At 70.3% G+C, this 23557-nt stretch carries 16 protein-coding genes; 8 read left to right on the forward strand and 8 right to left on the reverse strand.

Annotation, left to right across the window (positions count from 1 at the left end):
• Nucleotides 1-65: 65 nt before the first annotated feature.
• The 6 genes from efeB to ACNFOC_RS15975 all read right to left on the reverse strand — a co-directional run bounded on the left by efeB (nt 66) and on the right by ACNFOC_RS15975 (nt 10260).
• The gene (efeB, locus tag ACNFOC_RS15950) at nt 66-1337 is read right to left on the reverse strand and encodes an iron uptake transporter deferrochelatase/peroxidase subunit (protein WP_416959774.1); all 1272 of its coding nucleotides are present in this window, start codon (nt 1335-1337) and stop codon (nt 66-68) included.
• Nucleotides 1338-1447: 110 nt separating this feature from the next.
• Nucleotides 1448-3478: an iron uptake transporter permease EfeU gene (gene efeU, locus ACNFOC_RS15955; RefSeq protein ID WP_416959775.1), complete on the reverse strand. Its 2031-nt coding sequence runs from the start codon at nt 3476-3478 to the stop codon at nt 1448-1450.
• A gap of 165 nt (nt 3479-3643) precedes the next feature.
• Nucleotides 3644-4357 (reverse strand): ATP-binding protein, encoded by a 714-nt coding sequence (locus ACNFOC_RS15960; protein WP_416959776.1) that lies wholly within the window; start codon nt 4355-4357, stop codon nt 3644-3646.
• Nucleotides 4358-4500: 143 nt separating this feature from the next.
• Nucleotides 4501-5487: an anti-sigma factor RsbA family regulatory protein gene (locus tag ACNFOC_RS15965; protein ID WP_416959777.1), complete on the reverse strand. Its 987-nt coding sequence runs from the start codon at nt 5485-5487 to the stop codon at nt 4501-4503.
• An 89-nt stretch (nt 5488-5576) separates the two neighbouring features.
• A complete protein-coding gene (locus tag ACNFOC_RS15970; RefSeq protein ID WP_416959778.1) occupies nt 5577-7904 on the reverse strand; it encodes an ATP-binding protein in 2328 nt (775 codons plus the stop codon).
• Nucleotides 7905-8127: 223 nt separating this feature from the next.
• Nucleotides 8128-10260 carry an alpha-galactosidase gene (locus ACNFOC_RS15975; protein ID WP_416959779.1) on the reverse strand — a complete coding sequence of 711 codons (2133 nt, stop codon included), beginning with the start codon at nt 10258-10260 and terminating at the stop codon, nt 8128-8130.
• Nucleotides 10261-10429: 169 nt separating this feature from the next.
• Here ACNFOC_RS15975 and ACNFOC_RS15980 point away from each other — a divergent pair, with 169 nt between their 5' ends.
• From ACNFOC_RS15980 to araD, 8 genes are all read left to right on the forward strand, one after another.
• A complete protein-coding gene (locus tag ACNFOC_RS15980) occupies nt 10430-11500 on the forward strand; it encodes a LacI family DNA-binding transcriptional regulator (RefSeq protein WP_416959780.1) in 1071 nt (356 codons plus the stop codon).
• 171 nt (nt 11501-11671) lie between these two features.
• On the forward strand, nt 11672-12985 hold the full coding sequence (locus ACNFOC_RS15985; protein ID WP_416959781.1) for an ABC transporter substrate-binding protein: 1314 nt from the start codon (nt 11672-11674) through the stop codon (nt 12983-12985).
• A gap of 75 nt (nt 12986-13060) precedes the next feature.
• The gene (locus ACNFOC_RS15990) at nt 13061-14026 is read left to right on the forward strand and encodes a carbohydrate ABC transporter permease (RefSeq protein ID WP_416959782.1); all 966 of its coding nucleotides are present in this window, start codon (nt 13061-13063) and stop codon (nt 14024-14026) included.
• The gene (locus tag ACNFOC_RS15995; protein WP_416959783.1) at nt 14023-14877 is read left to right on the forward strand and encodes a carbohydrate ABC transporter permease; all 855 of its coding nucleotides are present in this window, start codon (nt 14023-14025) and stop codon (nt 14875-14877) included. The genes ACNFOC_RS15990 and ACNFOC_RS15995 overlap by 4 nt, the downstream gene beginning before the upstream one ends.
• 86 nt (nt 14878-14963) lie before the next feature.
• Nucleotides 14964-17528, forward strand: coding sequence for a CBM35 domain-containing protein (locus ACNFOC_RS16000; RefSeq protein ID WP_416959784.1), 2565 nt, complete (start codon nt 14964-14966; stop codon nt 17526-17528).
• Between the two features lie 129 nt (nt 17529-17657).
• Nucleotides 17658-19340, forward strand: coding sequence for a ribulokinase (gene araB / locus ACNFOC_RS16005; RefSeq protein WP_416959785.1), 1683 nt, complete (start codon nt 17658-17660; stop codon nt 19338-19340).
• A 45-nt stretch (nt 19341-19385) separates the two neighbouring features.
• A complete protein-coding gene (gene araA, locus ACNFOC_RS16010; RefSeq protein ID WP_416959786.1) occupies nt 19386-20903 on the forward strand; it encodes an L-arabinose isomerase in 1518 nt (505 codons plus the stop codon).
• A 37-nt stretch (nt 20904-20940) separates the two neighbouring features.
• The gene (araD, locus tag ACNFOC_RS16015) at nt 20941-21666 is read left to right on the forward strand and encodes an L-ribulose-5-phosphate 4-epimerase AraD (RefSeq protein WP_416959787.1); all 726 of its coding nucleotides are present in this window, start codon (nt 20941-20943) and stop codon (nt 21664-21666) included.
• Between the two features lie 25 nt (nt 21667-21691).
• On the opposite strand, the gene prcB is transcribed toward araD, so the two are convergent.
• Complete coding sequence (gene prcB / locus ACNFOC_RS16020) at nt 21692-22546, reverse strand: proteasome subunit beta (RefSeq protein WP_416959788.1); 855 nt, start codon at nt 22544-22546, stop codon at nt 21692-21694.
• A gap of 72 nt (nt 22547-22618) precedes the next feature.
• The coding region (locus ACNFOC_RS16025) for a lysylphosphatidylglycerol synthase transmembrane domain-containing protein (protein WP_416959789.1) at nt 22619-23557 on the reverse strand (939 nt) is incomplete at its 5' end.

A 23557-nucleotide genomic window follows, 5' to 3' on the forward strand; every position in this document is an offset into this window, starting at 1 on the left:
CCATTCGCAGTAACGGTCGGCAAAGACCACGACAGGTCTTGCCCAAAGGGAGGAAAAATCCCTGGTCAGGCCGCCATCAAACCCCTGCCGAGCCAGTCCTTCGTGTCCTTCACACCCGGCAGCGCGTAGAAGTAGCCGCCGCCCGTCGGGGAGATGTAGTCGACCAGGGGCTCGTCGATGAGTCGCGTCTGGGTGGCCTCGAACTGCCGCCGCACGTCCTGCTGGTAGCAGCAGAAGACCAGGCCCATGTCGAGGTTGCCGACGGCGTCGATACCCCGGTCGTAGTTGTAGCCGCGGCGCAGGATGCGCGAGGTGTCGGTGGCCGCGGTGCGCGGATTGGCGAGGCGGATGTGGGCGTCGAGCGGGATCGCCGCGCCCTTGGGGTCCTTGGCGTAGTGCGGGATGTCCGTCTCCTTGGCGCCGTCCAGCGGGGCACCGGTGTCCTTGCGGCGGCCGAACATCAGCTCCTGCTCGCTGAGCGAGACCCGGTCCCAGAACTCGACGAGCATGCGGATGATCCGGATCACCTGGTAGCTGCCGCCGCTCGCCCAGGCCGGCTCGTCCTGTCCGGCGCCGACCCAGATCAGCCGGTCGGTCTCGCGGGTCGACTTCACGTCCGGGTTGGCTATGCCGTCCTTGAAACCGAGCAGGTTGCGCTGGGTGCCGGTGGGGCGCGGGGTGTTCTGGAAGCCGTCGATGCGCCACTTGATCTGCATGGCGCCCCGGGTGTGCCGGGCGATGTCCCGCAGCGCGTGCAGCACGGTGTCCTGGCGGGCGCCGCACACCTGGAGCGACAGGTCGCCGTGGCACTCGGCGGCGCGCAGGTTGTCGTTCGGGAACGTCTTCATCGGCGTCAGCCGGCGCGGTTTCGCCTTGGCGAGTCCGTAGCGGTCGTCGAAGAGGGACGCGCCCACACCGACGGTGACCGTGAGGGCGTCGGCGGGGACGTCCGGTCCGAGGATGCCGTTGTCGGCGGGCGGCGCGCCGACGCCGAGGTCGGCGGGGGTGCCGCCGGAGGTGAGGAAGCGGGCGCGTTCGGTGATCGTGCGCAGCAGGTCGGTCAGTTCGGCGCGGTTGTCGGCGATCACGTCGAGGGAGACGAAGGTCGCGGCGGCCGGGGCGGGGGTGAGGATGCCGGCCTGGTGGGTGCCGTGGAAGGGCACTTTGGCCGCGTTCGTGGTGTCGGCCGCCTGCGCCTCGGCCGAGCCGCCGGTCTCGGCGAGCGCGAAGGCTCCGCCGGCCAGCACCGCTCCGGCGGCCCCGGCACCGAGCGCCGTCCGGACGAAGGAGCGACGGCCGGCTCCGGCCGGGCAGCCCGGGGTTTCAGCAGACTGCATCGGACGGTTCCCCTCGCTACGGCTGTTCTGGGTGCTGCGGGTGTTCTCGGTACCGCTCGTGTTCTCAGTACCGCGTGCGTCCTCGGTACCGTTTGTGTTCTCGGTGCTCATCAGGCGGACTTCCTGATCTCCAGCAGGTCCGGCACCGGTGCCAGGTCCTCCAGCAACTGCCCGGTGGCGCCGTCAAGTTGGGCCTTCGCCGTCTCGTCCAACTCCTCGACGGGTGTCCAACTGCCACCCCGGTGCGCCGAGTCCAGCAGCTTCTGCACACGGGCGATGTCGGCGTCCACGGCGGGCAACAGCTTCGGGGACTCCTTGGTCAGCAGCGGCTTTAGTACGGTGAGCAGCTCGCGGGTGCCGGCGAGGTTGCTGTCGACGGTCGCGAGGTTGGTGCCGCTGCCCTCGTCGGTGTCGCCGGTCAGCTCGAACTGCAGGGCGTTCTCCAGGATTTCGTGGGCCCGCAGCGGCAGATCCCCGGGGTCGAAGTCCTGGGTGGGGAACGCCTTCCGCAACCCCGCGACCGCGACGGCGAGTTGCTTCGCGGGCACCTTCAACTCACCCGCCGACTGCCCGTGCCAGAGCCCGTACTCGATGCGGTGGAAGCCCGCGAAGTCCTTGTCCTGGACTCCCCCGGCCAGCCCGTCGGCCCTGCCGTTGATCTTCTGGTCGAAGTCCTCGAAGGTGCCGTAGGCCGCGCCGAGGGAGGAGTACGTGCGGTGCGCGGTCAGCCAGTCGGTGCGCGCCTTGGCGAGGTGGTTGGCGGCGATGTCGTCGCTGAGCTGCCCGGTCTGGGTGACGAGGGTGGCCAGGCCCTGGTCGACGTACACCTTGTAGGCCTTGAGGGGTGCGGCGAGGTCGTTCTCGGAGACGGGGACGACCGCCTTCACCGCTCCTCCCCCGCCGCTGACGTGGACCGTGGCGGAGGTGACGGCCTTCGCGCCGGTGGGCACGCAGCGCCAGGCGTACGAGCCGCCCCCGACGGTGGCGACCAGGTCCCGGGTGGTGCCGGGAGCGAGGCCCTCGACCTCGCCGTAGACCGCGTCGGTGGCCGGGTCGATCAGGTACACCTCGGCGGTCTTGTCGCCGGTGTTGTGCATCTGGAAGGTCTGCCGCCCGGTGTCCGGCGCGGTGAAGCCCTTGCCGCACTCCGTCTCGGAGACGGCCACCGTCTCCGAACTCGCGGGCTTGGGACGGGCGAAGGCGACGACGAACCCGGCCACGACCGCCGGTACGGCGACCACGGCGACCGGGACGACCCAGACGGGGCGACGGCGCGGGGACGGGGGTGATTCGCTCAACTGGGCTGTCGCGGGCGCCAGTTCGGGTGCTTTCGTCCTTACCCCTCGCACGAACAGGGGCATCACCACCGCCAAATAGCCGACGTAGCCCACCACTTGGAGCCAGGTCATCGTGGGCATCAGGTTGAACACGCCCTGGATGAGGGTGCTGTACCAGGAGCCGGCGTCGACGCTGCCGCTGAGGTCGAAGGCGTAGGCGGTCAGGCCGGGGAGGACGCCGCCCTCCTGGAGGTCGCGCAGGCCGTAGCCGAGGACGCCGGCCGCGATGACGATGAGGACGACGCCGGTAGCGGTGAAGAACTTCGTCAGGTTGATCCTGAGGACGCGGCGGTACAGGCCCCAGCACAGGGCCGCCGCGAGGACGAGACCGATGCCGGCGCCCGTCAGGGGGCCGGCCGACTCACCGGCCGCGCGGGCGGTGGTCCACAGGAACAGGGCCGTCTCCAGGCCCTCGCGGCCCACCGCGAGGAACGAGGTGAGCATCAGCATCCCGGCGCCCATACCGAGCGCGCCGGTCACCTTCTCCCTGATCTCGCCGGAGAAGGTGCGGGCCGACCGCCGCATCCAGAACACCATCGCGGTGACGAACGCGACGGCGATCACGCTGAGGACACCGCCGAACGCCTCCTGGGCCGTGGCCGAGAGGTTCGCCGCCGTGAAGGTGAGCACCGCGCCGAAGCTCAGCGCGAGGGCGATGGCGGCCAGGACGCCCGTCCACACCTGCGGCAGCCGGGACCTGGCATCGGCGCGGACGAGGGTGGCGACCAGGATCGAGACGATGAGTCCCGCCTCCAGCCCCTCCCGCAGCCCGATCAGAAAGCTCGGAAACGCGTCGTCCCACATGTCGTGCGGCCCTCCCGGCCGGTACCGGCCCCCGGCATCGGTTAGCCAAGGCATGCCTTACTGCCGCGGACCATCATGACTACATGGGTGTAGTCGGTCAGTCATGAAGTGGCAACGACCGGGCAAAACTGCGGAAGGTTCGCGGACGGGCGGCGGTGGACGTGCTCAAGCGGAAGCGGCGACCGGCACCGATCCGTGGGGCGACCGGGACGCCGTGCCGGGTACCGGACGCCGCGGGCGGTACCGGCCGGGCCGGCCCAGGTCTTCGGCGCGGCCGAGCAGTCCGAGGTCTTCGGTGCGGTCGACGTCGGGGCTGTAGTGGTGGTCCGCCCGCTCGTGGTTCGACTCGGTGCAGCCGTGCGGCTCTCGGGGGCGTGGCCGGGCCGGTGCCGGGAGGTGCACGTCCGTCTCCGCCGCGTCGTCGCCCGGGCCGGCCGGTGCGTCGAGCTCCAGCTCGAACCAGACCTCCTTGCCCTCCTCGACGAGGCGGCTGCCCCAGCGGTGGGCGAGTGCGTCGACCAGGAACAGACCGCGGCCGTTCTCGCTGTCGGGGTCCACGTCGAGGCCGTCGTCGTCGCCCTCGACCCGCCGGTGCGGCGGCCGGGGAAGGTGTCGCCGCTCGTCCGCGACCTCGCAGCGCAGTACGCCGACGCCCAGGGACAGGGTGAGCCGGTAGCGGCCGCCCGCGTGCACGACCGCGTTGGTGGCGAGTTCGCTGACCAGCAGTTCGGCGATGTCCACCAGGTCCTGGAGGCCGTACTCGGCGAGCCGCTTGCGGACTAGTTCCCTGGCCTGGCGGACCGAGGACTTCCCGGGGCCCAGGATCGTGGTGCAGCCATCCCCCACGGTCGGCAGGCCGCGTGGACGGTCGTTCGGCATGGTCGTTTCCCTTCGGCCCCTGGGGCGTTCGGCTCGTGCGCTCCGGGGCCGGATCCTCCAACAGACCCGGCCTCGTATCCACCATGCGTCCGCCGTGCCCTTCGAGGCGCGGGGGGAACTACCCGAATCCGCGGGCCGGTTCGTCAACCTGCCGGTACGAGGGCCGTCTCCATGCGGATGGTCCACCCCTCCTTCGCCCCGTCGCCGGACCGTATGTCCACGAACTCGCAGACCTGGCGGGTGTGCCAGAGCCCGTCCTCCGACCGCCCTTCGGCACCCGGCGGCCTGAAGCCGAGGAACGGGTCGGTGATACGGCCGCGCGGGGTGCGCAGTTCGCAGATGACGCGCTGCCGGGTGGACCACAGCCGCAGGTGCGCGCGGTCGCAGCCCTGGGACGCCGCGTAGCGCGTGGCGCCGGACACGGCCTGCCCGAAGCGGGCCGCCTCGTCGGGTGCCATGCCGCGGGCCCGTGCCTGGTCCGCCGCGAACCGGTGACCGGCGGTCAGGTCCCCGTCGAGGCCGACGCCGACCGCGTCCCGCGGCGGTGCGGGCAGCGGGCCGAGACCCTGGGTCGCGTAGACGGCGGGCGCCGTGAACAGCGAACTGGGTTGAACGCCCTGCCGGTTGAGTTCCGTCGGGTGGGTGTGCCGGGCCGCGTCGACGACGTCGGGCGGTGCGGTTCGGGTGTCGTACAGGCACATCAGGTCGGGCGGGGCGCCGGTGAAGAGCTCGGTGGCGAGTGCCTCGTACCGCTTCCACTCAGGGATCTGGCGCGGTGAACGACCCTCCCAGACCGGCTCGCCCGTCATGTGGAGAAGGCCCTCGGGGCTCGCGTGCGTGACGTAGTAGTCGAGGGCGGTGGCCATGCTGTTCGCCGGGCTTCCCCGGTACCAGCGGGCGGAGTCGCGGAAGTCGACCCGGCGGGCGTCCGGGCCGAGGGCGTCCCGCAGCAGGTCCAGCTTGCGCGGGGTGGTGATGACCACCGGGTCCGGTTCCTCCTCGGCGACGACGCCCTCCCTGAGGAACGGCACCACCACCGCCAGGAACTCCTCGTCGGACGAGTGGATGCCCGCGTGGTGCTTCACTGGTGGGACGGGTGCGGTGGGTGCGGTGCGTTCTCCGTGTTCCATCGGTCTGCCTTCCTTCTCGCTCGGTTCACGGCCGTACGTGGTCCCGGCAGTACGTCGTGGCGGCAGTACGTCGTCGCGGTCGTACGGCATCAGGTGCGGGTGGTCCGACGCGCCTCGGCCCAGACGGCGGCCTGGCTGCGCGAGGTGAAGCCCAACTTGCTGAGGATGCGCTCCACATGGCCCTCCGCCGTGCGCAGCGCGACGACCAGCCGGTCGGCGATCTGCTGGTTGGTCAGCCCCTCGGCGATCAGTTCGGCGACCTCCGTCTCACGGCGGGTGAGCGGGCTGTCGAACACCGGCCGGGCCGTGGACTCCCGCTCGCCCAGCGCGTAGGCCACCGCGTGGTCCGAGGCGAGTTCGAGGCCCTCGCGGTGGGCGCTCTCGAATCCGTCGCCCAGCAGCGCGCGGGCGACGTCCTCGGCCCCGGTGCGCACCGGGCCGTGGGACGGGGTGCGGTCCAGCGCGACGTGGGCGTCCTGCCAGATCCGCTTGGCGGCGCCCAGCAGGACGGCGGCGGGGCGGCCCTCGCCGTCACGGGCGTGAACCGCCGCGAGCAGTTCCAGCGTCATGCCGGTGCCGAACACGTCGCCGACCGCCCGCTTGAGCCGTAGGCACTCCCGGGCGTGGACCCTGGCCGACACCTGGTCGCCCTTGGCCCACTCGGCGAAGGCGAGGATGCGCAGGAGGTAGGAGTGGATCCACTGTTCGCCGTGGGCCAGGCAGATCTGCCGGAACTCCTCGCACAGGGCCATGGCACGGTCGTACTCGCCCTGGATCGCGAGGACATGGGCCAGCTCCACGTACTTGAAGCCGACCAGGCTCATCGACTCGCCCGCGCGCGGCGGCCGGGAGAGCGCCTCCTCGTACACGGCCTTCGCCCGCTCGTAGTCCCCGCTGATCAGGCAGGCGCCGCCCCGGCCGAAGAAGGTGTGCGCCACCTCGGCCTCGTCGCCCAGCCGCAGGGCGAGTTCGCGGGCCTCCTCGACGAGGGGCGCGGCCCGGACCGCGTTGCCCTGGCTGAGCAGCATCAGGGCGAGGGCCCACAGGGCGCGGGCCCGTGCGACGGTCGGCTCGGGGGCGGCGGCGAGCAGCCGCTCCAGCCAGTACCGGCCCTCGACCAGGGCGCCGGTCGCGAACCAGAAGAACCACAGGTGCCCGGCCAGCTTCAGCCCGGCCCGCAGCTCGCCCGGTGTGTTCAGGCAGAACTCGAACGCCGAGCGGATCAGGTCCGACTCCGCGTGCAGCCGCCGGACCAACTCCGGCTGGTCGGGGCCGAACCAGCGCCGCTCGCACTCCTCGACGAAGTCCAGGCACCAGTCCCGCACCCGGCGCCGGGCCGCCGACTCGGCGCCGTCCTCGCGGAGCCGGTCGAGGCCGTACTGCCGGATCGACTCCAGCATCCGGTACCGGGCGTGGACGGCGTCGCCGTCCCGGACCAGCAGCGACTTGTCGACCAGACCGGCGACGGCGTCCACCAGTTCGTCACGGTCGAGGCCGGGCCCGGCGCAGACCTCCTCGGCCGCACCCAGGTCGAAGCTCCCGGCGAAGACGGAGGCGCGCGCCCACACCGCCCGCTCCTCGCGGGTGCACAGGTCATGGCTCCAGTCGACGGCCGCGCGCAGGGTGCGGTGCCGGGGCAGAATGCCTTCACTGTCCGCGCTGCCCTCACTGTCCGCGCTGTCGGCCAGCAACCGGTAGCGGCGGTCGAGGCGTTCGAGCAACTGCTGCACTCCGAGGGCGCGCATCCGTACCGCCGCCAGTTCGATCGCGAGTGGCAGCCCGTCCAGTCGGCGGCACAGGGCGGCCACCGCGTCCTGGTTGGCCTCGGTGAGGGAGAACCCGGGCAGTACGGCGGCGGCCCGGTCGGCGAACAGGGCCAGTGCCGGGTACTCCAGCGCGGGCTTGGGAGGCAGCGGCTCGCCCGGCGTGGGAGTCGCCAACGGCTGTACTTCCAGGACGTGTTGGGCGGACACGTCCAGCGGATGTCTGCTGGTGGCCAGCACCCGCACCGCCGCGGTCTCCGCGAGCAGCGTCTCTACGAGCCGTGCGCACGCGTCCGCCAGGTGTTCACAGTTGTCCAGGACGAGCAGCGACTCCCGGTCCTGGAGATGATCGACGAGGACCCGCACCGGCGAACGACCCGACACGTCACGGATGTCGAGCGCCTCGATCAGGGCGAGCGGCACGAGCGAGGCGTCCCGCACACCGGCCAGCTGGACGATGTGCACCCCGTCGGCGAACGACCGCGCCAGCCGGGGCACGGCGTGCAGCACCAGCCTGGTCTTGCCGACACCGCCCGTCCCGGTGAGACTCACCAACCGGTGGTTGGCCACCAGACGCCTGACCTCGGCGGTCTCCTGACGCCGGCCGACGAAACTCGACGTCCTGACGGGTTGGCCGATGTTCTGCCGTGTCACGGATACCTGCACAATCGGTCCCGCCTCCGAAAGTGGACTTCAAGAACTGTATGGGCGGGACGCGGACGAAGCATCCGCAGTCCGGCATTGCCACTTGAAGGCACTTTTCTGACCGAACATGCACGAAATCCGTCACATGTCGATCACCGGTGGATCAGCCGTGCAACGGCGGCGCTGGAGTCCTCCGGCCCCCCGGACGGGAGGACTCCAGCGGCCGTACGACTCAGCCGGCGCTCAGCCGGACGAGCACAGCGGTGTCGGTACGAGGCAGCGACACCGTCAACTGCCCCTCGGCCACGTCCCATTCCACGCCCGCGTCCGAGGTCCCCGGATACAGCACGGTCGCGCGCACGGAGGCACCGCGCAGATGCGGGACCGTGAGAGTGCGGCCGGTGTCGTCCGACGTCCGTCTCCACACCATCACGTACGTCGACTCCGCCCCCCGCAGCCCCTGCGCGATCCACCCGTCCTCCCACCCGGGAAGCCCCAGCGGCCAGAACGGATGCGCCGTGCCGATCTCCCCCCGGATCTCCTTGTAGACGGAGACCGCCGAGCGGACGAGGCCGAACTGCTCGTCGTCCATGAGGTTGATGAAGCCGGAGAGGTGGATACGGCCGAGAAGCGGGCCGGTGAGGGTGAAGGCGATCTCGTCGAAGGTCTGGTCCGGCTGGGGGTAGGCCCACACCGCGGCCTGTTCGGGTGTCGCCGCGGTGGCAGCCGCCGCGGTGATGGGCGGGTAGCGCAGCGGGTCCTGCTGGTCGCTGGTGGACTGGATCTGGGAGACGGCCAGTTGGGCGTAGTCCATGCGCAGACCACCCGATCCGCAGTTCTCCAGGACGAGTCGGGGATGCCGGTCGAGGAGTCCGGCCATCCAGTCGAGGTGGGCGCGGTGGTGCCCGAGCAGTCCGGCGCCCGCGCTCTCGGTACCGTTCTCCGTGCCGGGGCCGATGTTGATGTTGTAGTCGAGCTTCAGATAGCCGACGCCCCACTCCCCCACCAGCCGGTCCACGACCTCGTCGAGGTGGGCGCGGGCGGCCGGGTGGCGCAGGTCGAGGTGGTGCCGTCCGTGTTCCGTGACGCGCAGTCCGCCGCGCCGGAAGAACGCCTCGGGCGGCAGCGTCCGGGCCAACGGGCTGCGTACGCCCACGACTTCGGGTTCGAGCCAGAGGCCCGGGGTCATGCCGCGCTTCGTGATGGCGTCGAGGACTTCCTGGATGCCGCCCGGGAAACGGTTGGGCGCGGGCTCCCAGGCGCCGACGGAGTCCCACCAGCCCTGGGCGTCGTCGTCGTACCAGCCCGCGTCGATGACGAAGACCTCGGCGCCCGCGGCCGCCGCCGCCTCGATGAGCGGCAGGAGCCGTTCGGTGGTGGGGTCGCCGTTCAGGGTGTTCATGTAGTCGTTGTAGATCACCGGGAGGGTGCGGTGGTCGGGGTGGTCGCGGCGGATGCCCCGGCGGTAGTCCGTGAGGGTGCCGAAGGCCGCGTCCAGGCCGCCGGTCCCCGCGCGGACGAGGACGGCGGGGACGGTGTGGAACTCCTCGCCGGGTGCCAGGAGTTGGTGCCACTGGTGATGGGCGTCGGAGGGGCCGAACAGGGCGACGTAGGCCGCGCCCTCGCGTTCGCCGGTCTCGAAGCGCCAGCCCGCGCTGGACTCGATCTGCCACAGCCAGGCGTTGCCCTCCCGGTCGGTGAGGGCGGCGACCGGGAGGTGCCGGCCGGTGGACCAACTCCCCTGCGAATAGCGCTCGAAGCAGCCACGCCCCTCGCGCCCGTGGGCGAACCGGCTCAACGGCACGACCTCGTCGCGGAGTTCGGCCTGGCGCCAACGGCATTCGGCGAGCCAGTCGTTGTCCGCCCAGTGCAGGGTCAGCCCGTCGAGACCGTCGTCGACAACGGAGGATCCGGCGACAGGGGATCCGGCGCCGGAGGAGGTGATCCCGCCGAGGGTCAGGGTCGTCACGCTCTCCAGCCGGAGCGGCTCGGCGCCCTCGTTGACCAGCCGTACCCGCGAGCGCAGGAAGCCCGCGTCGACGCCCGTCTCCAGGGTGACCTCGGCGAGCAGCCCGGTCACGGGGTCCGTGAGCCGGATCGTAGTACGGTCCCCGCTTCCGTCTCGCACGGTCTCATGGTCGCGGTAGGTCAGACGGTCGCCGATGGCCGTCTCGATGAAACGTTCCCCCGACCACATGCGCCCGTGCCCCGTGGCGGTGACCTCGACGAGAGGCACCAGGCGGGCCCAGTCCTGATCGGGCGCTCCCAGCCGGACCGCTCCGGCGGCATCCACGAGGGCGTGCAGCCCGAGCGCCGGATGCGACCAGATACGGGACCTCTCGACTGTTCCTACGACACTGGTCAACGCAATTTCCCCTTCTGGGACGGTTCGGTCCTGCGGCTCTCGTATGGGCGCTGAGCTGGGGCTTTTCGCCCGGTGGGCGGGAACTCGCCGCTCCTGCCGGTGTGTTCGAAAGGTAAATCCCCAGTTACGGTCTCTTGACGCCCACGTTGTGACCGCTCACAATCCTCGCATGGATGTGACCGGTCACACAAGCTTCGGCGGCCATGGCGACCCCCCTCAGGGGCCGCAGAAAGCCGCCAGTATCCGCGACGTCGCGGCTGCGGCAGGCGTCTCCTACCAGACCGTTTCGCGGGTCATCAACGGCCACCCGAACGTCAAGGAGGAGACCCGAAAGCGCGTCGACGCCGCCATCCAGACCCTCGGCTTCCGGCGCAACGCCACCGCGTTCGCCCTGGCCAGCGGGGTCACCCGATCGGTCACGGTCATCACGTCGAACACCGTCCTCTACGGCTATGCGGCCACCCTGCAAGGCCTGGAGGAGGCGTCCCGCGCCGCCGGATACGCGCTCGGTGTGCGGGTGGTGACCCCGGAGGACGACCTGGACCGTACGATCGCCGCGGCCGCCGACACCGGTGGCGGCGTCGTGGTCATCGGCTACGACCGCCTCGGTGCCGCCGCCCTGGACCGCGTACCGGCACATGTGCCGTGCGCGGCGCTGGTGGAAGCGCCGGCGCCGGACCGGACACCCAGCCGCCCGGCGGTGTGGGCCGACGACCGGGAGGCGGCCCGTGCCGCCACCGAGCACCTGCTGTCGCTCGGGCACGCGAACGTCCACTACGTCGCCATCCCCGCCTCGACCGGAACCCGGCGCCTGGCGGGCCCCCGAGCCGAGGGCTGGCGGCAGGCACTCGAAGCGGCCGGCATCACCCCGCCTCCGCCGTCCGGCAAGGGCTGGGACGCCCAGGCCGGCTACGAGGCCGGGAAGAAGCTCGCCCGGAACAAGGACGTCACCGCGATCCTGTGCGGCAACGACGACCTGGCACTGGGTGTGCTGCGGGCCCTGCACCACGCGGGCCGGCGGGTGCCGGAGGACATCAGCGTCATCGGCTTCGACGACGCCCCGCACTCCGCTTTCGTCACCCCGTCCCTCACCACCGTCCGGATGGACTTCCACGGTCTTGGCCGCGCCGCGTTCGGGCTGCTGCGCGCCCAACTCGACACCGGTCAGCAGGAATCGGCGCCGGTACCGGCCGAACCCACCCTCATCCTCCGGGAGAGCTCGGGGCCACGGGACGCGTGAGCCGGGCCGGACGCCCGCCGTCGCCCCATCCGTTACGTCCGCCGCGCTAGCCGTATCCGTCACGTCCGCCCTGCCCACTCTCGCCGTACCCGTCAGCCGCCCTCCCCGCAGCCGTCGCGCACCTCCGCAAACCCGCCCCGCCTCCCTTCCGCGTACGAACAAGGATCCGCCATGAGAAGAGCCGTCTCCGTCCTTGCCACCGCCTGTGTCCTCGGGCTGACCGCCACCGCGTGCAGTGACAGCACCGGTGCCACCACGGCCGCCGCGCCCGAGAGTTCGGTCGACCCGACCGCCTCCCTCAAGGGCGTCAAGCTCACGATGTGGGTCGCCCAGAACAGCGTCTCGGAGCCCAAGCAGGCCATCGAGGCGTTCGAGAAGGCCACCGGGGCCAAGATCAGCACCGAGGTCATACCGGACCCGTACGAGTCGAACGTTCCGACCAAGCTCGCCTCGGGCGTCAAGCCGGACCTGATGTTCTGGCAGCCCACGGGCAGCACCCTGCCGTTCGTCCAGCCGGCCAAGAACCTGCTGACCCTGGACAACGAGGACTGGGTCTCCAAGCTCGGCACCACGGAGAAGACCCTCGGCCAGGTCGACGGCCACCGCTACGCGGCCATCGTCACCAGCCCCGCCGTGCTCGGCGTCTACTACAACAAGGACGTCTTCGCGAAGGCCGGCATCACCACCATGCCGACCAGCTACGACGAGCTGCTCGCCGACGCCGCGAAGATCAAGTCGAAGGTCTCGGGCGTGGCGCCGTTCTTCGAGGTCGGCGGCGACAAGTGGCCGTTGCAGTGGCAGGTGCAGGCCCAGATGACGGATCTGCCGCAGTCCTTCTGGGACAACCTCAACAAGAACAAGGACAGTTGGACCAACAAGACCATCGTCGACGCGATCACCAAGTACAAGACGAAGGTCCTCGACGGCGGTCTGGCGCAGAAGAACTACAAGACGGCCACGTTCGTCGACCAGGGCAAGGCGGTCATGGACGGCACCGCCGCGATGGCCGTCAACGTCACCGCGCTCCAGTCCGAGATCCAGGCCACCTCCAGCACGGCGGAGATGGACAAGAAGCTCGGCTGGTTCCCCATCGCCAACAGCTCCGCGAAGGCCGAGTACTCGCCGGACCAGACGAACGGTGTCGTCGCCTTCAACACCGGTGACACCAAGCGGCAGAACGCGGCCCGCCAGTTCATGTCCTTCTGGCTCGGCCCGGACTACCCGGCCTACATCAAGGCCAACAAGCTGGTGTCGGTGGAGCCTTCGGTGGCCAACCCCGACGGTCTGCCGCAGACCGCGATCGCCCAGGCCAAGGCCCTGTCCAGCGCCCAGGGCGTCTTCCAGGTCAAGGCGCTGACCGCCCCGGACCTGCACCTCGCGCTCGCCGACATGATCTACGGCAAGAAGACCCCGCTCCAGGTCGCCCAGGCTGCCGAGGACCAGTTCAAGCAGGTCCTCAAGGCGCGCGGCGTCTCCGGCTTCTGACCGGCGCCACCGAGCCAGCCCCTCCCCCGGGCCGCCCGTCGGCGGCGTGCCCGGGGCCGTACCGGAGGTAAGAAAGTGGTGGACACCGCCACGATGGACGCCATCGACGCCACGCGCGCGAAGGACCGAGCCCAGGACGACGGCCAGGAACGGACATCCCGTCGCACCCGACCGCGCAGCAGGGCCAACCAGCCGTGGTGGTTCGCGCTGCCCGCGCTCGCCGTGTTCGGCGTGTTCTTCCTGCTGCCGAATCTGCTGAACTTCGTCTACCCGTTCACCGACTGGTCGGCGTTCCACTCGCAGATCGGCTTCGTGGGACTGTCGAACTTCAGCACCATCCTGCACGACGGGTCGATGGCCCGTGACATCCGCATCACCCTGGAGTACGCGGTCCTGGTGGCCGTCTTCCAGAACGGCTTCGGTCTCGCCCTCGCCCTGCTGCTGGAGCGCGACACCCGCTTCAACCGCTTCTTCCGCGCGGTGTTCTTCCTCCCGGTACTGATCTCCGCGCTCGCCGTCGGCTACATCTTCCGCGCCCTGCTCGCCCAGGACGGCGCGCTCAACAGCGTGCTGTCCTCGCTCGCCGGACACCACGTCGACACCCCCTGGCTCGGCTCGACCACCTGGACGCTGGTCGTGGTGACCCTCATCCACGGCTGGAAGTGGATGGGCCTGGCGATGCTGATCTACCTGGCGGGCCTGAAGAGCATGCCGGGTGACGTCCTGGAGGCGGCCCGGATCGACGGCGCCGGCTGGTGGCGCACCTTCTGGTCGGTCAGGTTCCCGCTGCTCGCGCCCGCCGTCACGTTCAATGTGACGACCGCGCTGATCGGCTCGATGAACACCTTCGACATCGTGCAGGCGACCACCGGAGGCGGTCCCGGCGGCGAGACCGAGGTCTTCAACATCTACATGTTCCGCATCTTCGGCCAGGGCCTGTACGCGCAGGCGTCCGCGATGAGCCTGGTGCTCTTCCTCATCGTCGTCGTCCTCGCCGTGCCCGTCATCGTCGGCCTGCGCCGCAGGGAGAACAACCAGTGACCACCACTACCGCGTTCGCCCCCGCGCGCCGGCGCCCGCTGCGCTGGGTCCAGCCGCTCGTCGTCCTGATCGTCGCCGGCGTCACCATCGGCATCCCGCTGTGGCTGGTCGCGGTCACCTCCTTCAAGCCGCAGGCCGAGGCGATCAAGCCCAACCTCTCGCTGCCCCACCACGTCCAGGCCGCCGCGAACTACAAGCAGAGCTTCGACGAGGGCAAGATCGTCCAGGGCTTCGTCAACAGCCTCCTGGTCGTCGCCCCGTCCGTCGTCCTCGTCCTGCTCCTCGGAGCGGGCGCCGCCTGGGTGTTCGCCCGCCGCAAGGGCCGCCTCGTCAACACCCTCTACGCGCTGAGCATCAGCGGGCTCCTGCTCCCGCCCGCGGTGATCACCATCGTCATGGAACTGCGCCAACTCGGCCTGGCCGGCACCCGTCCCGGCATGATCGGCGTCTATGCCGGGATGTACCTGTCCACGTCGATCTTCTTCATGACCGGGTTCATCCGCGCGCTCCCCGAGGAGCTGGAGGAGGCCGCCCGCATGGACGGCGCGGGCCCGGTCCGGGTCTTCTTCCGCATCATCCTGCCGCTCCTGCGCCCGGTCATCGCGACCGCGACGATCATGGTGATGCTCTACGCCTGGAGCGACATCTTCTACGCCTTCTTCGTCCTCGGCGGCGGCGACAAGGCCACCCTGCCGCTCAACCTCTACCAGGTCGCCAACGCCCAGCTGTACCTCAACAACTGGCACCTGATCTTCGCCTACGTCGTGATGATGAGCCTCCCCATGGTCCTCGTCTTCGTCATAGCGCAGCGCCGCATCGTCTCCGGCATCACGAGCGGCGCCGTCAAGTAGCCCCGGGGCCAGGCCAGTTGAGCCGCCCCGGTCACCCCCGAAGTACCGACAGCCTCCCGCAACGCCGCGGGAGGAGGAGGACAGCCATGCCTCGAACACCCCGTAGATCCCGTTCCGTTCGCGCCCTCATGGGCGTGACCGTGGTGACCGCCGCCCTCCTGGGCACGGCGCTGACCGTCCCCGCCGCGCAGGCGGCCACCCCGACGCTGAGCGTCGACCTCGGCACCACCACCGGCGCGGTCATGCACGGAGCCAACGGCGCCCTGTACGGCCTCAGCGACGACGGAGTTCCGGGCGACAACCTCGTAACTCCCCTGCACATGACGTCCATTGCACAGAAGGCACCCGACGGCACCCAGCACCCGAACGGTGACGCGCTGGTCGTCCAGCCGGAGTTCGCCCGCGGTGGCGGCGGCGACAACCTCATCTACATGCAGGACATCTACGCCTCGTGGCCGTACGAGAACCTCGGCCTGAGCGACTACCTCACCAAGGTCACCACGATGGTCACCAAGGTCGCGGCCCGCTCCGACGCGAGCACGTTCGTGTGGGTGCCGTTCAACGAGCCGGACGGCAACTGGTACACGGGGCTTGGCAGTTCGACCACCGCCACATACCAGAGCGCGCTCGCCAGCTTCGAGAGTGACTGGACGACGGTCTACAACAAGATCCGCTCGATCATCCCCAACGCGCGCATCGCCGGCCCCAACGAGACGCACTACGACGCCCGCCTGATGGGCGACTTCTACCCGTGGGCCAAGGCCAACAACGTCCTTCCGGACATGACCACTTGGCACGAGCTGGACCCGACCTCCCTCTCGAACTTCGAGGGCAACCTCGCCGCCTACCGCACCATCGAGACCAACGCTGGCATCAGCCCGCGCCCGGTCAACATCAACGAGTACGGCGACCGCCGTGACCTCTCGGTGCCGGGCCAGATGGTCCAGTGGATGTCCATGTTCGAGCGGAACAAGGTCTACGCCGACCAGGCGTACTGGGACATCGCGGGGAACCTGGACGGCAACGTCAGCCAGACCAACATCCCCAACGGCGACTGGTGGCTGCTGCGTTGGTACGCGGGCCTGACCGGCCAGACCACCAAGGTGACCCCGCCGCAGGCCAACGTCATCGACACGCTCCAGGGCATCGCGTCCCTCGACACCGGCCGCAAGCAGGCCCAGGTGCTCCTGGGCGGCGGGACATCCGGCTCGGCGAACACGGTCGTCAAGAACATACCGTCGTCGTTCGGCAGCAGCGTCAACGTCTCGGTGGAGCGCACCGCTTGGAGCGGCTACGAGGGTGCGGGCCCGGCGCCGACGGTCCTGGCCCGCAGCACCTACACGGTCGCCTCCGACGGAAGCATCACCGTGCCGCTGACCAACCTCGACCCGATGTCGGCCTACCGCATCGTCGTCAACCCGGCCGGCACCGGCACGCCCACCGCCGCGAGCACCCCGGCGACGGCGTCGTACGAGGCCGAGAACGCGACCATCACCGACGGCACCGTCTACACCCAGGGCAGCGTCACCAACGCCTACGGGTACGCCACTTCGGGCACCAAGGACGTCGGCAGCCTCAACCAGTCGGACAGCAAGGTCGCTTTCACCGTCACCGCTCCGACCTCGGGCACGTACAACCTGAACGTCTTCTACGGCAACCAGTCCGGCGGCCCGGCGACCCAGACGCTGACCGTCGACGGCGGTTCCTCCCAGACGGTCACCTACACGCCGACCCTGAACTGGACCTACCGCTCCACGGCGAGCGCCTCCGTGTCCCTGACGGCGGGGACGCACACGATCACCCTGGCCAAGGGCACCAACGAGGTCACCCTCGACAAGATCGACCTCACCGCGGCCTCCAGCGCGGACACGTCGTACCCGGCCACGTACGCGGACATCACCGGTTCGCCGACGTACAACTACGCGGCCTCCGGTACGACGGGTGCCGGTGCGCTGGCCCTGACCTCGGGCACCTCGGCCGCCTTCGACGTCTACGCGCCGACCGACGGCTACTACACCGTGCACACCGACTACTCCTCCAACGGGTCGGGCACCCTCACCCTGGACGGCGCGACCGCCGTCACGCTGGCCTCCACGAGCGGCACGCTCACGGACAAGAGCTCGCGGCTGTACCTGTCGGCCGGCAACAACCGCATCACTGCGGCCACTTCGGGCTCCACCACACTCACCCTGCGTGATCTGCGGGTGGCCGCGAGCGCTGACACCACGGGCGTCTCCGCGTACGAGGCGGAGAGCGCGACCCTCGCGGGAACCGCCGCCGCCACTTCGGACAGCTGGGCCTCGGGCGGCAAGTACGTCGGCTATGTCGGCAACGGCTCGGCCAACACGCTCACCTTCCAGGTGAGTGCCGCCAGTGCCGGGCGGTACGTCATGAACGTCCGTTACGCCAACGACCAGGTCTCCGGCTCCGGGAACTACAACACCAACGTGGTCTCCCGGGCGGCGCAGATCTCCGTCAACGGCGGCACCGCGCAGACCGTCATGTTCCGCAACAACTACAGCTGGTCCAGCTACTGGGACCTGCCCGTCCCGGTGACCCTCACGGCCGGCACCAACACCATCAGCTTCGCCGACGCGAGCGCCTACGCACCCAACATCGACCGCATCACGGTCGCGCCGGTCTCCGGCTGAGCGTCAACTCCGGTCGGGGTCCGAGCACTTGTGCCGGGCCCCGACCGGGGGTTCCATCCCAGAGATTTACTCTCCACTCCATTCGACACATCGAACAATGACTGAGATCTCGAACAGAAAGGCGGCCCGGTGGTGAACGCAGAGAACAGCGAACACACCCATCCCGACACCTACGTCATCGGAGTCGACTACGGGACGCTGTCCGGACGGGCCGTGGTGGTCCGGGTCGCCGACGGCGCCGAACTGGCCGCCGCTGAGCACCCGTACACCCACGCCGTCCTCGACCGGACTCTTCCCGACGGCACCCCGCTGCCGCCCGACTGGGCGCTCCAGGTGCCCTCCGACTACATCGACGTCCTGCGCGTCGCCGTACCCGAGGCGCTGGCCCGCTCCGGTGTACGGCCGGACCAAGTCGTCGGCATCGGCACCGACTTCACCGCCTGCACGGTCCTCCCGGTCCTCGCCGACGGCACACCCCTGTGCGAACTCCCCGGCCTCACCGGCCGCCCGCACGCCTACGTCAAGCTCTGGCGCCACCACGCCGCGCAGGCTCAGGCCGACCGCATCACCGAACTCGCCGACGCCCGCAAGGAGCCCTGGCTCCAGCGGTACGGCGGGAAGATCTCCTCGGAGTGGGAGTTCGCCAAGGCCCTCCAGCTGCTCGAAGAGGACCCGGAACTCTACGAGTTGACCGAGCGCTGGATCGAGGCCGCCGACTGGATCGTCTGGCGGCTCAGCGGCACCTACGTCCGCAACGCCTGCACCGCCGGGTACAAGGGGCAGCTCCAGGACGGGAGTTACCCCTCCACCGACTATCTGGCCGCGCTCAACCCCGACTTCGCCAGCTTCGTGACCGACAAGCTGGACCAGCCGATCGGCCAACTCGGCGACCGCGCCGGTGGGTTGACGGCGGAGGCGGCGGCCTGGACGGGCCTGCCCGAAGGCATCGCCGTGTGCGTCGGGAACATCGACGCCCATGTGACCGCCCCTGCGGCCACCGCGGTCGAACCGGGCCGGATGGTCGCCATCATGGGCACCTCCACCTGCCATGTGATGAGCAGCGACCAGTGGGCCGAAGTGCCGGGCATGTGCGGGGTGGTCGAGGGCGGCATCCTCCCGGGACTGTGGGGCTACGAGGCCGGACAGAGCGGCGTCGGCGACATCTTCGGCTGGTTCGTGCGCACCGGGTTCTCGGCGACGTACGCCGAGGAGGCCGCCGCGCTCGGCCGTGACCCGCACGAACACCTCACCGCCCTGGCATCCGGACAGCGGGTGGGCGAGCACGGGTTGATCGCCCTGGACTGGCAGAGCGGCAACCGCAGCGTGCTCGTCGACCACGACCTCAGCGGTGTCCTGGTCGGACTGACCCTCTCCACCCGCCCCGAGGAGATCTACCGCGCCCTGCTGGAGGCCACCGCCTTCGGCACCCGCACCATCATCGAGGCGTTTGAGACGTCCGGCGTGCCCGTGCGCGAACTGATCGTCGCGGGCGGTCTGATGAAGAACCCGCTGCTGATGCAGATCTACGCCGACGTCACCCGGCTCCCCCTCGGAGTCATCGACTCGGCGCAGGGCCCGGCCCTCGGCGCGGCGATGCACGCGGCGGTCGCGGCCGGCGTGTACCCGGACATCAGGGCCGCCGCCCACGCGATGGCCAAGGCCCGCCCTGCCGTGTACCGGCCGGACCCCGCGCGAGCCGCCGCGTACGACCGCCTCTACGCCGAATACCAGCTCCTGCACGACTACTTCGGGCGCGGCGCCAACGAGGTCATGCACCGACTGCGCCGCCTCCGCGCCGAGGCCTCCGCCTGAGCGGCACCCCCGCCCGGCGCTCAACTCCCTTTGAAAGGAACCCTCATGGACACCGACGCCACTCCCTACCCCGACCAGGAGATCTGGTTTCTCACCGGCAGCCAGGGCCTGTACGGCGACGACATCCTGCACCAGGTCGCCGAACAGTCCCGGAGCATCTCCGAGATCCTCGGCGGCCCGGGGAAGATCCCGGTCAGGATCGTGTGGAAGCCCGTGCTCACCGACGCCGACGCGATCCGCCGGCTGTGCCAGGAGGCGAGCGCCTCCGACGCCTGCGTGGGCGTGATCGTGTGGATGCACACGTTCTCGCCGGCCAAGATGTGGATCGCCGGACTCAGCGCCCTGGACCGGCCGTTGCTGCATCTGCACACCCAGTACAACCTGTCGCTGCCCTGGCCCAGCATCGACATGGACTTCATGAACCTCAACCAGGCGGCCCACGGCGACCGGGAGTTCGGGCACATCGAGTCCCGGCTCGGCATCGACCGCAAGATCGTCGCCGGTCACGCCACCGACCCGCGGGTCGTGCGACGGGTGGCCGCCTGGGCCCGTGCCGCCGTCGGCCGGCACGCCTCACGCACCCTGAAGCTGGCCCGCTTCGGCGACAACATGCGGGACGTCGCCGTCACCGAGGGCGACAAGGTGGAGGCCCAACTGCGGTTCGGCTACTCGGTGAACACGTACGCGGTCAACGACCTGGTGGCCGTCGTGGACGAGGTGGAGGACAAGGAGGCCGCCGAACTCGCCGCCGAATACGTCGAGTTGTACGACGTGGTCCCGGCGCTACGCCCCGGCGGCATCCGCCACGACTCACTGCTGTACGCGGCCCGCCAGGAGATCGGTCTGCGCACCTTCCTCACCGAGGGCGGCTTCACGGCGTTCACCACGAACTTCGAAGACCTGGGCGGGCTGCGCCAGTTGCCCGGTCTCGCCGTCCAGCGCCTGATGGCCGACGGCTACGGCTTCGGCGGCGAGGGCGACTGGAAGACCTCGGCACTGCTGCGCACGCTGAAGGTCATGGGTGCGGGACAGCCCGGCGGCACCACCTTCATGGAGGACTACACCTACCACCTGGGCCCCGGTACCCCGCGCATCCTCGGCGCCCACATGCTGGAGGTCTGCCCCTCGGTGGCCGCCGACCGCCCGCGCTGCGAGATCCACCCCCTGTCCATCGGCGACCGCGAGGATCCGGTCCGGCTGGTCTTCAACGCGGCCCCCGGCCCCGCCGTGGTCGTCGGCCTCTCCGACCTGGGCGACCGCTTCCGGCTGACCGCCAACACGGTCGACGTCGTCACCCCGAGCGAGCCCCTGCGCCGGCTGCCGGTGGCCCGGGCCGTGTGGAAGCCGCGCCCCTCCCTCGCGGAGTCCGCGGAGAGCTGGCTGCTCGCGGGCGCCCCGCACCACACCGTGCTCAGCTCGGCCGTCGACACCGAGACGCTGACCGACTACGCCGCCATGGCCGGCGTAGAACTGCTGACCATCGACGAGACCACCAGCACCGGGCAGTTCACCAAGGAGATCCGCTGGAACGCCGCCTACCACCGGCTCGCCCAGGCCCTCTGACACCCATGTTCCTGTTCCACGTGCAAGGAGAGCACCGATGACCGCGCGACTCCGTGACGGCCTGCGGCAAGAGGTACTGGACACCAACCTGACCATCCCACAGGTCGGTCTGGCGACGCTGACCTGGGGCAATGTGAGCGGCGTCGACCGCGAGGCGGGGGTGTTCGTCATCAAGCCCTCGGGGGTCCCCTACGAGGACCTCGTCCTCGACGATCTGGTGACCGTCCGGCTGTCCGACGGCAAGGTGGTCGACGGCGACCTCCGCCCCTCCACCGACACCGAGACCCACCGCTGCCTCTACCTGGCGTTCCCGTCCGTCGGCGGTGTCACCCACACCCACTCCACCCACGCCGTGGCCTTCGCGCAGGCCCGCCGTGACATACCGGTCCTGGGCACCACCCACGCCGACACCTTCAACGGGCCCGTCCCGTGCACCCCGGACCTCACCGCCGACCAGTGCGCGAAGGACTACGAGTACAACACCGGCCGGGTGATCGTCGACATGCTGAAAGGCGACGACCGTCAGGCGGCCGAGGTCCCGGCCGCCCTCGTCGCCAACCACGGCCCCTTCACCTGGGGCGCCACCGCCCGCAAGTCCCTGGAGCACGCGATCATCTGCGAGGCCGTGGCGGACATGGCCATCAACACCCTGGCCCTGTCCCCGGAGGCCCCACCGCCACCGCACCTCCTGGCCCGCCACTACAGCCGCAAACACGGCCCCGACGCCTACTACGGCAACCCGGCCCCCGCGCCCGTCCTCTGACCGATGCCACAGCCACCCTTGTCGCTCACGGCGCGACGGTGGGCCCGTCCGGGTGGTTGTGGCGTTGTTCGACCATCTCACGGGTCAGTGCCTCGGTCTCCGGCTCAGGCAGCCGCTCGAATCCGTCCTCGGTGATGACCGAAACGATGGGGAAGATACGGCGGTTGATGTCCGGGCCGCCGGTCGCCGAGTCGTCGTCGGCCGCGTCGTACAGCGCCTGTAGCGCGGCCAGGGCCGCGTCACGCCGGGACATGCCCTGGTGGAACAGCTTCTTCAGGGAGCCTCTGGCGTACGGGGAGCCGGAGCCCTCGGCGTGGAAGTCCGGCTTCTCGTAGGTGCCGCCGACGACGTCGAAGGTGAAGATACGGCCCTTGGCACCTTCGGGGGCGGCGGGGTCGTAGCCGACGAGGAGCGGTACGACGGCGAGGCCCTGCATGGCCTGGCGGAGGTTCTGGCGGATCAGGCCGGCGAGGCGGGTGGCCTTCGCGTTGAGGGTCATCGGGATGCCCTCGATCTTCTCGAAGTGCGTCAGCTCGACCTGGTACCGCTTCACCATGTCGACGGCGAGCCCGACCGTACCGGCGAAGGCGACCGCGGTGTAGTCGTCGGCGGGGTGCACCTTCTCCAGGTCGCGCTGCGCGATGACGTTGCCCATCGTGGCCCTGCGGTCGCCAGCGATCAGCACACCGTCGCGGTAGGTGAGGGCCAACACCGTGGTGCCGTGCGGGAATTGGTCGGCGGCGGCGCGGACGCCCTCCGGGAACGGGCGGCGGGTGGGCAGCAGCGCGGGCCGGTGCGCCGTCAGGAACTCGGTGAAGGACGAGGTCCCGGGAGTGAAGAACTCGTCCGCCAACCGGCCACCCGTCTCGTTCTCCGCCATGCGACTCCCCCTCGCTCGCGGACCGATATCGGACTACTACCTGAACCGGCCGGGCGGGAAACGCAGTTGAGGTCAGAGTGACTTGCGCCGGACCAGTACCCCGAGCACCAACAGGCCGGGGATCAGGGGCAGCCACACGGTGAGCAGCCGGTAGCCGAGGACGACGGAGGCGGCGGCCGACGCCGTGGTCCCCGACTCGGTCAGCGCGAAGACCAGGGCCGCGTCGAGGGAACCGATACCGCCCGGCGTGGGCAGCAGCGCGGCGGCGCTGCTGGCGGCGAGGTACAGCAGCGCCACCCGGGCAGGCGACAACGGCAGTTCGACGGCCTGGGTGACACAGATCAGCACCAGGGAGTGCAGTGCGGCGAAGGCCAGCGAGCCGCCCCACAGGGCAACTGCCCGATGCGGCAAGGCGTGTACGGCCCGGATGTCGGTCAGCACCCTGCCGAGCGCGCGCCGACACCGGGGCCACAACGGGCAGTTGAGCAACACGGTCACGAGGACGACGGCCGCGACACCGACACCCACCACGCCCACGGAGATGTCCGGGACGCGCAGCACACCCGGACAGACCGTGGCGAGAACGCCGATGAGCACGATCCGGACGACCACGCCGGCGGTCGCCTTGACGGCGAGGGCACTGGCCGAGCGGCCGACCGGCAGCCCGCAGCGCATCAGGAAACGCAGATTGACGGCACCGCCGCCGAGCCCGGCGGGCAGCACATGATTGGCGGCGGACGCGGCGAGCTGCGAGGCCACCAGCCTTCCGCCGGGCAGCCGTTGGGGCACGGCACCCTGTTGAGCGAGCGCCGAGGACACCCACGTCCCGAGCGCGGCCGTCGCGGCCACCAGCAGCCACCCCTGATCGGCGACGGCGAGCCGCCCGGCCCCGCTCGCGAGCACGGGCCAGTGCCGCCGCACCATGCAGACCACGGCGACCAGGACAGCGAGGGTCGACGCGGCCTGCCAGTAGGCGCGTCGGCGACGGGTGGTGGTCGTGGGGGTGGGGGC

This window comes from Streptomyces colwelliae, assembly GCF_048158785.1.
GTDB lineage: Bacteria > Actinomycetota > Actinomycetes > Streptomycetales > Streptomycetaceae > Streptomyces.